11 protein-coding genes are annotated in these 12632 nt (G+C 73.7%); 3 read left to right on the forward strand and 8 right to left on the reverse strand.

Annotated features, from left to right (window positions below; genetic code table 11):
• Positions 1 to 294: 294 nt before the first annotated feature.
• Positions 295 to 1053, forward strand: a complete 759-nt coding sequence (locus ACZ52R_RS15280; RefSeq protein WP_465621192.1) for a DeoR/GlpR family DNA-binding transcription regulator — start codon at positions 295 to 297, stop codon at positions 1051 to 1053.
• A gap of 122 nt (positions 1054 to 1175) precedes the next feature.
• Here ACZ52R_RS15280 and ACZ52R_RS15285 read toward each other — a convergent pair whose 3' ends face one another.
• Positions 1176 to 2051 (reverse strand): class I SAM-dependent methyltransferase, encoded by an 876-nt coding sequence (locus ACZ52R_RS15285; protein WP_465621194.1) that lies wholly within the window; start codon positions 2049 to 2051, stop codon positions 1176 to 1178.
• A gap of 328 nt (positions 2052 to 2379) precedes the next feature.
• On the opposite strand from ACZ52R_RS15285, the gene ACZ52R_RS15290 reads away from it, so the two are divergent.
• On the forward strand, positions 2380 to 2835 hold the full coding sequence (locus tag ACZ52R_RS15290) for a DinB family protein (RefSeq protein WP_360509176.1): 456 nt from the start codon (positions 2380 to 2382) through the stop codon (positions 2833 to 2835).
• An 80-nt stretch (positions 2836 to 2915) separates the two neighbouring features.
• Here the strand turns inward: ACZ52R_RS15290 and ACZ52R_RS15295 are convergent, their stop codons facing one another.
• Positions 2916 to 3410 carry a hypothetical protein gene (locus tag ACZ52R_RS15295; protein WP_465621196.1) on the reverse strand — a complete coding sequence of 165 codons (495 nt, stop codon included), beginning with the start codon at positions 3408 to 3410 and terminating at the stop codon, positions 2916 to 2918.
• A gap of 334 nt (positions 3411 to 3744) precedes the next feature.
• Positions 3745 to 5322 carry a CehA/McbA family metallohydrolase gene (locus tag ACZ52R_RS15300; protein WP_465621198.1) on the reverse strand — a complete coding sequence of 526 codons (1578 nt, stop codon included), beginning with the start codon at positions 5320 to 5322 and terminating at the stop codon, positions 3745 to 3747.
• A gap of 357 nt (positions 5323 to 5679) precedes the next feature.
• Here ACZ52R_RS15300 and ACZ52R_RS15305 point away from each other — a divergent pair, with 357 nt between their 5' ends.
• Positions 5680 to 6495, forward strand: a complete 816-nt coding sequence (locus ACZ52R_RS15305; RefSeq protein WP_465621200.1) for a polysaccharide deacetylase family protein — start codon at positions 5680 to 5682, stop codon at positions 6493 to 6495.
• Positions 6496 to 6529: 34 nt separating this feature from the next.
• On the opposite strand, the gene ACZ52R_RS15310 is transcribed toward ACZ52R_RS15305, so the two are convergent.
• From ACZ52R_RS15310 to ACZ52R_RS15330, 5 genes are all read right to left on the reverse strand, one after another.
• Entirely contained in the window at positions 6530 to 6913 is a 384-nt protein-coding gene (locus tag ACZ52R_RS15310; protein WP_465621201.1) for a barstar family protein, read from the reverse strand.
• Positions 6914 to 6958: 45 nt separating this feature from the next.
• Complete coding sequence (locus tag ACZ52R_RS15315) at positions 6959 to 7612, reverse strand: 4'-phosphopantetheinyl transferase family protein (protein WP_465621203.1); 654 nt, start codon at positions 7610 to 7612, stop codon at positions 6959 to 6961.
• 117 nt (positions 7613 to 7729) lie between these two features.
• Positions 7730 to 10105: an arylsulfatase gene (locus tag ACZ52R_RS15320; RefSeq protein WP_465753566.1), complete on the reverse strand. Its 2376-nt coding sequence runs from the start codon at positions 10103 to 10105 to the stop codon at positions 7730 to 7732.
• Positions 10102 to 11787 carry an ABC transporter ATP-binding protein gene (locus ACZ52R_RS15325; RefSeq protein WP_465663325.1) on the reverse strand — a complete coding sequence of 562 codons (1686 nt, stop codon included), beginning with the start codon at positions 11785 to 11787 and terminating at the stop codon, positions 10102 to 10104. The genes ACZ52R_RS15320 and ACZ52R_RS15325 overlap by 4 nt, the downstream gene beginning before the upstream one ends.
• Entirely contained in the window at positions 11784 to 12632 is an 849-nt protein-coding gene (locus ACZ52R_RS15330; RefSeq protein WP_465621207.1) for an ABC transporter permease, read from the reverse strand. The genes ACZ52R_RS15325 and ACZ52R_RS15330 overlap by 4 nt, the downstream gene beginning before the upstream one ends.

Genomic DNA, 12632 nt, shown 5'->3' on the forward strand with positions numbered 1-12632 from the left:
CGATGCGGTCGCCCTCGACGGCCAGCCGGTCGCCCTCGACGACGCCGCCGGGCAGGACCAGGCGGGCGCCGGCCAGGGCAGTACGGTCACGGTCCACGGCGATCACAGCCCCCGGTGGTGCTTGGAATTGATCGAATGCTCGACATTGTAGTCATCTTTGAGCAGAATTCTCGATGCCTCTGAAGCCACCGAGGGGCGGTACCGGAGGCTCTACCGAGCGGTGGTCCCCCGGGGGTACCGGGGGACGCGGGCTGCCCGTTGGGTCGGCTGACGGGCCTGGCCTACACTCCGTCCATGCTCAAAGCCGATCGTGCCGCCCGGATCCTGTCGCACATCGCCGAGGCCGGAAGCGCCGACGTGCACGCGCTCGCCGAGCTGCTCGGGGTGTCGGGCGCGACCGTGCGCCGGGACCTACAGGAGCTGCACGATCAGGGCCTGCTGCACCGCACGCGGGGCGGGGCGGTGACGGGAGCGGTGAACCTGGAAGTCCCCCTGCGGCACCGCGGTGAGAAGCAGCAGGAGGAGAAGCGCCGGATCGCCCGGGCGGCAGCCGAACTGGTGCCGGACGGGGCCGTGGTGGGCCTGACCGGCGGCACGACCACCACCGAGCTGGCCAAGGCCTTGGCCGAGCGGGGCAACCTCACCGTGGTCACCAACGCCGTGAACATCGCGGCCGAGCTGATCGTGCGCCCGGAGATCCGGCTGGTCGTGATCGGCGGCATCGCCCGGTCGGCCAGCTACGAACTGGTCGGGCCGGCCGCGGACAGCATGCTCCAGCGCTACCACCTCGACCTCGCCTTCATCGGCGTGGACGGCCTCACTGCCCAAGAGGGCTGCACCACCCACGACGAGATGGAGGCTCAGACCGACCGGGCGTTCCTGCGCAGCAGCGCGCGTACGGTCGTGCTCGCCGACCGGACCAAGGTCGGCCGGGTCACCTTCGCCTCGATCTGCCCGCTCGCCGACGTCCACGACCTGGTGACGGACACCGGGCTCTCCGATGCCCAGGAGAAGGCCATCGCCGACTGCGGCGTACGGGTGCGGCGAGCCTGAGCGACCGCACCGGGTTCCGGCCGGGCGCGCCCGGAAACCGCGGAGGGCTGCTCACGGAACCGTGAGCAGCCCTCCGGGCAGCCGTCGCGGCGCACCGGGTGTCGGTGACGGGCGGGTGCGGTTCAGGAGCGGACGGCGGTGACGACGTGGTAGTCGAGGAGGCCGTCGCGCCAGGCGGGGAGGAAGTTGCGGGTCCAGTGGGCGGTGGGGACGGTGCCGGTGAGGTAGCGGTCGAGGCCGGGCCAGACGTCGGCGCCGATCGACTCGGTGGTGACCTCGGAGAAGCCGGCCGTCGCGAGGTCGTCGGTGAAGGCGTCGAGGGGGTGGGCGACGTCCAGTCCGTCGGCGAAGCTGGCGAGGAGGATGGCCAGGCGTTCGGCGGCGTCGGGGCCGGGGGCGGTGAAGAAGGTGGTGACGACGAGGCGGCCGCCTGGCCGCAGGACGCGGGCGGCTTCGTGGGCGAAGCCGGTGAGTTCGCGGAAGTGCTGGGCGGCCTCGACGGAGTACAGGCCGTCCAGGAAGGAATCGGGGAACGGGAGTTCGTCGGCCGAGCCGAGGGCGTAGGCGAGCCGGTCGGGATAGGTGGCCAGGGCCTTGGCGTTGACGGCGCGGGCGCGTTCGACCTGGTCGGGGTGGATGTCGACGCCGGTGACGGCAGCGAAGCGGAACTCGCGCAGTGCGAGGGCGGCGCCCAGCCCGCGCCCGCAGCCGACCTCGGCGAGGCGCTGCTGCTCGCGCGGCTCAGGGAAGGCCCCCAGGACGCGTCGGTAGAGCTGCTCCTGGCTGTGCACCCGGTCCTCGGGGGTGGGAGCGGTGAGGTCGATGCCGTGCCAGTCGCCGAAGTTGATGAATCCGCCTGCGAAACTGGCGGCTTTGGACAGATCGCCGGCGCCGTAAGTCTGGCGCACGGTCGGGGGGATGCGGTTGTGGTCCATGGGCCGCTGGATCTCCTGCTCGGTGGGCGCCCGGGCGTCGGGCGCGCCGAGGTACGTACCCAAACCGGTGGTGGTCCGAACACGGTACGTGATCGGCCGGTGTGCTTGGCGGGAAAGGGGCGCGGCGGTGTTCCGAGGGGGCTCGGAACACCGCCGCGCGACCGGGGGCGGCGACGGGTGAGGTCGGCCGGCTCGTCGAGCCGGGTCAGCCGCGTCGGTTGGGTCGGTTGGGTCGGCTGTGACCGGCGGGAGATAAATCCCTGCCGGTCGGGCGCCGGGTTCGCTACAGTCCGCGAGGATTCCCGCGATCTTGACGAGACATGAGGAGAACGACACCGTGAAGACCCCCGACGAACGCCCCGTACCGCCGCTGACCGGCGGAGAACGCGAGATGCTGCGCGGCTTCCTGGACTTCCACCGGGCGACCCTCGCCATGAAGTGCGAGGGCCTGAGCGACGAACAGCTGCGGCAGCGCTCCAGCCCGCCGTCCACGCTGTCCCTCCTCGGACTGGTGCGGCACATGGCGGATGTGGAGCGCACCTGGTTCCGCCGGGTGATCAACGGCGAGGACCTCCCGCTGGTCTGGTCGGACAGCGACTACCAGGCCTCGTACGACGCCGCCGACGCCACCCGGGCCGAGGCCTTCGCCGGCTGGCAGGCCGAGGTCGAGCACTCCCGCCGCATCGAGCTCGCCGCCGAGACCCTCGACGTCACGGGCTACCAGGCCCGATGGGACGCCGACGTGTCACTGCGGCTGGTGATGCTGCACCTGATCCACGAGTACGCCCGGCACAACGGGCACGCCGACTTCCTGCGGGAGGCGATCGACGGGGTGGTGGGGGCGTAGCGGAGTCACGCGGGGCACGGCGCCACCCGCCGGGACTGCCGTTACCAGCCGAGACTGCCGCCGGCACCCGGGGCGCGGCGCTACCAGCCGAGGAGGTGGGTGCGGCGGGTGAGGGCGGTGAGCACGGTCTCGGCGGCAGTCTCGTCGGTGAGGTCGCTGGTGTCGAGGGTGTGCGGGGCGTCGTCCGGGGCCGGGCCGGCATGGAGGACGACGTAGTGGAGCGCGGTGCCGGTGGCGCGGCTCTCGCGGCGGAAGGTGTCCAGTGCGGCCGGGACGGCCGGGCACTCCACCACGACCTGGTAGCCGCGGGTGGCGTAGGCGAAGGCGGCCTGGGCCGCGGCGGCCAGAGCGGTGGCGTTCTGGCGGCCGGCCTCCGGCAGGTGGGGCGGGAGCCGGCCGCTGCGGATGACCCGCAGGAAGTCGTCCGTCCGCAGGTGGACGCTCAGGCGCAGTTCCCGCGCGAGCAGCTCCGCGACCGGGCTGTTCCCGGCCACGGACGGGTCGACAAGGACGAGGACGCCCCCGGCGCCCCGGCCGCCCCCGAGCTCCGGCCCACCTTCGGTCGTACGGTTCACAGCTGCTGATCCCTTCGCGGGCCGGGGACGGTCGGGTAGCCGGGGCGAGGCGGTCGGAGTGCGAAGGAGCTGGTCGGTCCATATCCGGACAGCCGACCGCCTCGTCCCTACGACTGATGCGTTTCGGAGATCAACCTAGTCCAAACGGGTGCCCCGAGTCGTCCCCCACCCGGTCCGCGGACGGGCACCGCGGGCGCTCGGTGGCCGCCCGGTGACCGGGCGGTGGCCCGCCCGCGTCGTTCCGGTGCCCCCGCGGGTGCCCCTGCCGGTGCTTCGGCGGGTGCTCCGGTGGCTGCTCCGGTCGCTGCTCCGGTGGCTGCGACCGTCGGTGCGGTCAGTGCTCCTCGGCGCGCAGGACGATCGGGTTGGTGAGCGCCGCCATCGGGCCCCAGGGCAGGTCCGGGCCCATCGCGTTGCCCCTGCCCGGCGTGCCGTCCGGCTTCGGATGGCGCACCTCGGCCCGGACGTACGCGGCGAGCGAGGCCGTCGTGCGCCACACCACCGTGCCGGAGCCGGCCGCGGGCAGTGACTCCTGGTGCATCTGCCCCTCGTCGGTGACCAGCCGGACCGTCCCGCCGGGCACCCCGGAGACGGTGAGCCGGACGTCCAGCGGAGCGTCGGCCGGGACGGTCAGCTCCTCGCCGATGCCCGCCTGGCGGCCGTGCCCGGTGACGGTGAACTCCAGTTGGACGGCCCGGGATTCGGCGAGCCAGCTGCGCCCGTCGCGCAGCCCGTCGAGGATCGCGTCCCGGGTGAGGTCCTCGGCCAGCACCACGTTGTGCGGGGAGCCGATCACCTGCGGCTCGCTGTGTGCGTCGCTGTTGCCCAGGGCGGGCAGCCAGGAGCGGCCCTCGCGCAGGGCGACGGCGAGCCGGCCGTCCCAGGTGTCCACCGCGGACTCGTCGTCGTACGTCCAGGGGCCGTTCCACACCTCGACGGCGTCGGCCTGCTCGTAGCCGAACTTCCACTGGCAGGCGACGTACGGGCAGTACGGGTGCGCGGGCACGACCAGGCCGCCGGAGCGGTGGACCTGGCGGACGAAGCGCGGGAACTCCTCGTCGCGCGAGCGGTAGCGCCAGTCGACGAACTGCCCGCCTTCCAGGCCGAGGGCCAGCCAGTGGCCATTGCGGGTGGTGATCTCCTCGCCCGGGACGATCAGCAGGTCCGGGCCGGCCAGTGGGCCCCAGACGGCGTGCGAGGAACTGGTGTTGTGGTCGGTGGAGACGATGAAGTCCAGGCCGGCCGCGCGGGCCCCGGTCGCGACCTCCTCGGGCAGGCGCCGCCCGTCGGAGTGGACGGTGTGCAGGTGGCAGTCGCCCCGGTACCAGGCCCGGCCGCGGCCGCGGGCCCGCTCTGCCGGGTAGTGCGGGGTGAACTGCGGCCCGGGCGCGCCGAACCGGAGGGTGACCTGGACGCGGTAGTCCAGACCCTGCGGGGCGATCTGGTACGGGCCCAGGACGACGTGCCAGGTGCCGGGGTTGACCGGGCCGGGGAGGTAGCCCGGCGTGGCGGCGGAGCGGGAGAGGCTGAACTCGGTGCGGAAGCCGCCGGACCAACCGCGGAAGCCGGGGCCGCCGAGGTCGGTGCCGCGCTCGTCGAAGACGCCGATGTCGCAGGAGTTGCCTGGGGTGCCGGCCGGGACCGGAGGCTTGTCGTAGCTGTAGGAGACGGCCATCTCGCGGACGCCTTCGGGGACTTCGACCGGGAGGTAGACGAAGTCGGGGGCGCCGGTGGCGAGATGGCCGGTGAGGGTGAGGGTGCGGTCGGGGGCTGCGGTAGGGGCTGCGGCGGGTGCGGCGACGGCCTCGCCGGTGGTGGTGGCGAGGCCGAGTGCGGTGGCGGCACCGGTGGCGAGGCCGGTACGGAGCAGGTCGCGGCGGGCGGGGTGCGGGGTGCTGGGTTCGGTCGGCATCGAGGTCTCCGGATCGGGGCGGGGCGGGTCGCTCGCGTGCCTACCCGGGTGAGTGAACCGGGGGTGAGTCGGGGCCCACGGGGACGGGGCGGGTCGGTGAAGAGGGGCCGGGCGGGGGCCGGGGCGAGTTGCGGGGAGTGACGAATGGTCGGTTCATAGTCATGTAATCGGTTGATAGGAGTACAGATGGGTCGGGAGGCGGGCGTGGCGGTGAGTCGGCGGACGCTGCTCGTGGTAATGGCCGGAAGCGTACTGGCGGGGTGCGGGACGCGGTCGGCCTCGACCTCCCCCGCCGGGGAGGTCTCAGGTCCGGCCTCCGCTTCGGCGACGGCGGCTGCTACGGCGGGCGGCATACCCGTGGAGGCCGGCGCCGCGCCGACGGCCGCCGCGACCGCCCCGCCCACCGCTGCGCCCACACCCGCGCCGACTCCGGCTCTGACCCCGGCACCGACCCCGGCTCCGGCGAAGGAACCGACCCGGGCGGAGGTCGTCGACCGGTACGGGGCCGTGACCCCGACGGACTGGGGGCTGGAGGTCGCCGGGGTGATCACCGAGCTGCCCGAGGGCGAACGCGCGACGGCGCTCACCTTCGATGCCTGCGGCGGCCCCGGCGGCAACGGCTACGACGCCGAGCTGATCGGCTTCCTGCGCGCGAACGCCGTCCCGGCCACGCTCTTCCTGAACGCCCGCTGGATCGACGCCAACCCGGACGAGTTCGAGCAGCTCGCCGCCGACCCGCTGTTCGAGATCGGCAACCACGGCACCGTCCACCGGCCGCTGTCGGTCACCGGCCGCTCCGCCTACGGCATCGCCGGCACCCGCGACGTCGGCGCGGTGTACGACGAGGTGGCGGGCAACGCGCGGAAGCTCGCCGACCTGCTCGGGCACCCGCCCCGCTTCTTCCGCTCCGGCACCGCGCACTACGACGACGTCGCCACCCGGGTCGTCGCCGACCTGGGCGAGCGCGTCGCCGGCTTCACCGTGAACGGGGACGGCGGCGCGACGCTCAGCGCCTCCCAGGTGCGGCAGGAGGTCGGGTCGGCACCGCCGGGCGCGATCGTGATCGGCCACCTGAACCACCCCGGCGGCGGCACCGCCCCCGGCGTGGCGGCGGCGGTGCCGGGGATGCTGGCGGCGGGGCGGCGGTTCGTCCGGCTCTCGGACGTGCTGTAGGCCGGGCGCTCGGCACTCGGGCCTCGGGCCCGCGCTACGCGAGCCGCAGGCCGCCCGGGTGCTCCTCCTCGATGATCCGCACCAGCCAGTCGAAGACCGTCGGCCCCTTGCCCGCCCGGGCGGCGGCCAGCTCGGCGGCGACGTCCTCGCGGTTGGTGGGGTGGCAGCGGCCCAGCCGCAGCTCCAGTTGGCGGGCGGTCTCCGGGTGGCCGAGGTTGCGGCGGGAGACCTCGTGGTCGCGCCACTCGATGACCCAGTCCCCGTCGTCGGGCGTGCCGTAGCCGCCGCGCAGGCAGTCGGCGAAGGCGTCGAGGTTGCGGCCGAAGTAGCCGTCCACGCCGATCTCCTGCCCGACGGCGTCCCAGAAGTCCTCCAGGGTGCCGATCCTGCTGCCGTCGATCACGTAAGTCACCGTCACGGGTCGAGGATATGCCCGGGTGGTGAACGGACGGTCGACGAAGGGTTACGGCTCCACGGCGATGGCGGTGGCGATCAGCCCGTCCCGGACGGCCCAGCGGCCGTCGAAGCCGTCGAGCCGCCGCCCGCCGACCACCGGGCCGGGGACCAGCAGGCGGGCGGTGAAGGTGCCGTCGGGGGAGAGGTCCAGCTCGGCCTCGCTGAACTCCAGGAAGAGCCCGGTCAGCGGGAACCACGCCTTGTACACCGACTCCTTGGCGCTGAACAGCATCCGGTCCCACGGGGTGCCCGGGTGGGCGGCGGCCAGGTCGGCGAGTCGCCGCTGCTCGACGGGCAGCGCTATGGCGTCCAGGACGCCTTCCGGCAGCGGCAGCGCGGGCTCGGCGTCGATGCCGACGGAGGCGAGGGTGCCGGCCCGGGCCACGGCCGCCCCGCGGAAGCCGTCGCAGTGGGTGAGGCTGCCGACCACGCCGTCCGGCCAGCTCGGCGCGCCGCGCAGGCCCGGGACGAGCGGGCGGTAGGGGACGCCGAGCCGGGCGAGGGCGGTCCGGGCGCAGTGCCGGACGGTGGTGAACTCGCGGCGCCGCTTGTCGACGGCCTTGGCGATGACCGCCTCCTCCGCCGGCTCCAGCCGGGCCTTCGGCGGGTCGTCGTACGCCACCTCGGTCGCCACGACGTCCGGCAGCAGGTCCCCGATCACCCGTTCCCCCCTCGGTCGGTCGCGCGGGGTCGTCGCCGCGCGGGACGAGCGTAACCCGATCGGGGGATCTTGGTGGGCGGAACCGGGACTGCTGCCGGGGATCCGTCCTGCCGCGTGCTATTCGAAGGCGGCCGCCGCCTCGCGCAGCGCCCGGGCGACCGTCTCCGGGTCGTACGGCGCCGGGTCGCCGGGCAGGTAGGTGACGGACTTCAGCGCGCCGGTGTAGCGGAAGGAGCGGTGGCGCTCGTACACCGGCCAGGAGACCGGGGACTTGCGGTCGATGCCGACGCTGATGCCCTGGAACGGTGCCATGCCGATCAGCTGGTGCACCGGGCCGAGGCGGCCGGCCCCGGTTCCGGCCTCGGTGCCGGTCTCGGTTCCGGCCTCGTCGCCGTCCACGAGCAGTCGGAACTCCCACGCGAGGCCGGCGACCGCGGTGGCTTCCAGGGTGACCAGCCGGGTGCCTTCCGGCAGGGGACCGCCGTCGGCCTCCAGCAGTTCGCCGTACTGGTTGTAGGCCAGGCGCAGCCGGCCGTCCTCGACGTAGAGGCTGTAGCCGCCACCCTGGTCGCCGTGCGAGACCAGGACGCCCTGGTCGCCCGCCCGGTAGCCGTCGAGCGCGACCTCGACGGTGAAGGAGCGGAAGGAGATCAGCCGGGAGGAGCGGTAGCGCTCCAGCTCGGGAGTGCCGGGCAGCAGGGTGACCGGGCGGCGCAGCCGGTCCGCCTCGGGGCCGCGCAGGGCGAGGGCGCCGCTGCCGTCGGCGAGCGGGAAGACGCCGTCGCGCCAGGCGGCGTCCTCCCAGGCGGTGGACAACTCCTTGACCAGGTCGGGGTGTTCGTCGGCGACGTCGTGGATCTCGGTCGGGTCGGTGCGCAGGTCGTACAGCGCCCACTCGCCGTCGTCGTACGGGGTGCCGGGGCGGTGCAGGGTGACCAGCTTCCAGCCGTCGCGGTAGTAGCTGCGGTTGCCGGTCATCTCGCAGTACTGCTCGTGGTGGGTGCTGGGGGTCGTGCCGTCGCGCAGGACGGCGGCGAAGCTGATGCCGTCGAGTTCCTGGACGGGACGCTCCCGCCGCTCCGACGGCCGTTCCAGGTCCGCGAGTTCGAGCAGGGTGGGGAGGATGTCGGTGACGTACTGGTACTGGGCGCGGACGCCGCTGTCGCCCTCGGCGCGCGGCAGGCCGGCCGGCCAGGAGAGCACGAAGGGTACGCGGACGCCGCCCGCGTAGGTCTGGCCCTTGTAGAGGCGGAACGGGGTGTTGGAGGCCATGCCCCAGCCGCGCGGATAGTGGACCAGGCTCTGCGGCCCGCCGATGAGGTCGATCTCGCGCCCGACGTCCGGGTTCCAGTCGTCGGGGAGGTTCGGGTGGTGGACGAAGCGGCTGAAGTAGCTGCGGGTGCCCTCGGCGCCGCCCTCGCCGGTGCCGCCGTTGTCGCTGGTGAACACGATGACGGTGTTGTCGAGTTCGCCGAGGGCGGCCAGGGTGTCGGTGAGGCGGCCGAGGTTCTGGTCGACGTTGTCGACCATCGCCGCGTACACCTCCATGTAGCGGGCGTACAACTTCTTCTGCACGTCGGTGAGTTCGTCCCAGGGGTCGACCTCGTAGCCGGCCTCGGAGTTGCGCTCGGGCAGTTCGGTGCCGGCCGGGAAGTGGCCGGCGGCGAGCTGGCGGGCGAAACGGGCGCGGCGCAGCTCGTCCCAGCCGTCGTCGTAGCGGCCCTGGTGGCGGGCCAGGTCCGCGGGCTTGGCCTGCAGCGGGCCGTGTACGGCGTTGTGGGCGAGGTAGAGGAAGAAGGGCTTGTCGGCGTCGTGGGCGCGCAGCGACTTGACCATCTTGATGGCCTGGTCGGTGATGTCGTCGGTGTAGTAGTAGTCGTCGGGGAACTCGTCGATGTCCAACGGGCTGTTGTCACGGACGAGTTGGTGCGGGTGGAAGAGGCCGGTGAGGCCTTCCAGGACGCCGTAGTACTGGTCGAAGCCCTTCTGTAGCGGCCAGTTGGCGCGGTCGTCGGCGGCGTTGGAGGCGGAGTCGCGGGTGAGGTGCCACTTGCCGACGGCGTAGGTGGCGTAGCCGGCGTCGTGGAGCAGTTCGGCGAGGGTGGGGATGTCCCCGGCGACTTCCATGCCGTAGCCGGGGAAGCCCGGGTCGGCGTTGGCGACGAAGGAGTAGCCGACCCGGTGCGGGTTGAGGCCGGTGAGCAGGGCGGCCCGGGCGGGGGAGCAGAGCGGCATGGTGTGGTAGTTGGCGAGCTTGACGCCGGTGGCGGCGAGCCGGTCCAGGGTCGGGGTGGGGATCTCGGAGCCGAACGGGCCGATGTCGCTGTAGCCCATGTCGTCGATCAGGACGACGACGATGTTGGGCGCGCCCTCGCGCGGGCGGACCCGCTGCGGCCAGGCGGGGGTGGACTCGCGGAAGGTGCGGCCGACGGTGCCGGGGAAGCCGGCGTACGGGTCGCGGCGGTGCGGGTTCGCTTCGGGTGCGGTGGTCATATGCTGCTCCGGGTGGTGGCGCGGGTGGCGGCCGGTAGGGGCTCCAGGCGCGGGACGGCGGCCAGGAGCTCGGCGGTGTACGGGTGTTCGGGCGCGGTGACGACGCGGTCGGCCGGGCCGGTCTCGACGATCCGGCCGCGGTGCATCACCGCGATCCGGTGGCTGACCCGGCGGACGACGGCCAGGTCGTGGGCGATGAAGAGGATGGCCAGGCCGAGTTCGCGCTGCAGCCGGGCGAGCAGGTCGATCACCTGGGCCTGGACCGAGACGTCGAGGGCGGAGACCGGCTCGTCGCAGATCAGTACGCTCGGCTCGGGCGCCAACGCCCGGGCGATGCCGATGCGTTGGCGCTGGCCGCCGGAGAAGGCGCGTGGGAGACGGTCGGCGGTGGCCGGATCCAGCCCGACCTGGGTCAACAACTCGGCGACCCGGGCGGCCCGTTGGGCGCGATCGCCGAGGCCGTGGGCGATCAGCGGCTCGGCGATGATCTGCCCGGCCGTCATCCGGGGGTTGAGCGAGGAGTACGGGTCCTGGAAGACCAGTTGGACCTCGCGGTGCGGCCGTCGGCCCGGTTCCTCGCCACGGAAGCGGATGCTGCCCGCCGAGGGTGCGTGCACCTGGACCAGCGCCCGGGCGAGGGTGGACTTCCCGGAGCCGGACTCGCCGACCAGGCCCAGCGTCTCGCCGGGGTGCAGGTCGAGGTCGACGCCGTGCAGGGCGGTCCGACTGCTCTTCCGGGATCCGTAGATCTTGGTCAAGCCCCGGACGGTGAGCAGGGGTCGGGCGCCAGGGGTGCTGTTGGCGGCGGCCCGGGAGGGTTCGTCCAGGCGCGGGACGGCGGCCAGCAGCTCGCGGGTGTACGGGTGCCGGGGCGCGGTGAGGAGGTCGGCGGTGAGGCCGCGCTCGACCACCCGGCCGTGGCGCATGACCAGCAGTCGACGGCAGGTCCGGGCGATCACGCCGAGGTCGTGGCTGATCACCACCAGCGCGGTGCCGCTCTCCCGGTTGATCCGGGTGAGCAGGCCGAGGATCTGCCGCTGGACGGTCGGGTCGAGGGCGGTGGTCGGCTCGTCGGCGACCAGCACCTCGGCGTCGTGGGCCAGTGCGAGGGCGATCATGATGCGCTGGCGCTGGCCGCCGGAGAACTGGTGTGGGTGGTCGCGCAGCCGTCGGGCGGCGTCCGGGATGCCGACCAGGTCGAGCAACTCGGCGGCACGCGCCAGCCGTTCGGCCTTCCGTGACCGGCTGCCGTGGGCACGCAGCGCCTCGTCCAGCTGCCGGCCGATGGTGAGGACCGGGTTGAGTGAGGACATCGGGTCCTGGAAGACCATGGCGATCCGCCGGCCGCGCAGGGCGCGCAGCGCCTCCTCTGGGAGGGCAGCGAGGTCCTGCCCGGCGAGTCGGACCGATCCTGCGGTGATCGCGCCGCCGGGCGGCAGCATCCGCAGCAGGGCGAGGGCCGTGGTGGACTTGCCGGAGCCGGACTCGCCGACGATGCCCAGGGTGTCGCCCGCCGCGAGCTCGAAGTCGACGGCGTCGACGGCGGTGGTGGCGCTGTCGGCTGTGGCAGCGGCGGCGCCGAACCGGACGGTGAGGCCGGAGACTTGGAGCACAGCGCGGTCCGGGGTGGGCTCCGGGGTGAAGTCCGGAATGCGGTCCGGTTCGCGGAGCGTGGCGGTCATCGGCGGATCCCCCGGTTCAGGGCCTCGGCGATCAGCGTGAAGCCGAGCACCAGCGCGGTGGTGGCGGCCAGCGGGGCGGCCGCGAAGGTCGGGTCGGTGGCCAGGTAGGCGACGGACTGGCTGAGGATGCTGCCCAGGGTGGGCTCCGGCGGACGGACCCCGAGGCCCAGGAAGCTCATCGCACCCTCGATGAACACGCCCAGCGAGAGCGCCACGGCGGTCTGCACGATCAGCGGGTCGACGGCGTTGGGCACCACGTGCCGCAGCAGCACCCGGGCCCGGGAGGCGCCGCCGACGCGGGCCGCCAGGGCGTACTCGCGCTCCCGCTGGACCAGGATCCCGGCCCGCAACTGGCGTCCGAAGCCCGGGATTTCGGCCAGGGCGACGACGATCACCACCGGCCAGCGGCCCGGGCCGAGGACGGCGGTCACGGCGAGGGCGAGGATCAGCCCGGGGAAGGCGAGCAGCAGGTCGAAGGACCGCTGGACGGCGAGGTCGGCCCACCGGGAGGTGGCCGCGAGCAGCGCCGCCGAGCAGCCGAGCAGCGCGCCGACCGGGACGGCGGTGACGATCAGTGCCAGGTCGGTGCCGATGCCGTGCAGCACCCGGCTGAACAGGTCGCGGCCGAGGTCGTCGGTGCCGAAGGGGTGATCGGCGCTCGGGCCGGCCAGGGCGAGCGCGCTCTGGGCGTTCGGGTCGGTGCCGGTGAGCAGTGGTGCGAGCAGCCCGCCGAGCGCGACCACGCCGACCAGGGCGAGGCCGGTCAGACCGCGCCAGGTGCGCAGGGCGGAGAGGTGACGGCGCTGCGTCGCGGGGGACGTGAGGGGAAGGGTGGCGGTGGTCAT

This window comes from Kitasatospora sp. NPDC034023, assembly GCF_055575795.1.